This window comes from Mycobacterium sp. NGS39 (genome assembly GCF_059812765.1).
In genome coordinates, this window is sequence record NZ_JCALDH010000034.1 from 1 (window position 1) to 331 (window position 331).

Consider the following 331-nt stretch of genomic DNA (forward strand, 5'->3'; position numbering starts at 1 on the left):
CACCGCAGCGGTGCACGTCATCGCGACGTTGAACAATCAGATCGCCGAACTCGAGTCCGCGCTGGCCGACCATTTTGAGGCGCACCCGGACGCCGACATCTACCGCTCCCTGCCAGGACTTGGTGTTGTGCTCGGCGCCCGGGTGCTCGGTGAGTTCGGGGACGACCCGAACCGGTTCACCACGGCCAAGTGTCGCAAGAACTACGCGGGAACATCACCGTTGACCATCGCGTCGGGCCGAAAGCGTGCCGTACTGGCCCGACACGTCCGCAACAAACGCCTTTACGACGCACTCGACCAGTGGGCGTTCTGCACACTGACTCGAAGCCCC

The 331-nt window shown here is 64.0% G+C and carries 1 protein-coding gene; it reads left to right on the forward strand.

All coding sequences use genetic code 11. The annotated features are described in order from the left end of the window. On the forward strand, positions 1–331 hold a 331-nt coding region (locus AC5Y39_RS21235), incomplete at both ends, for a transposase (protein WP_500021716.1).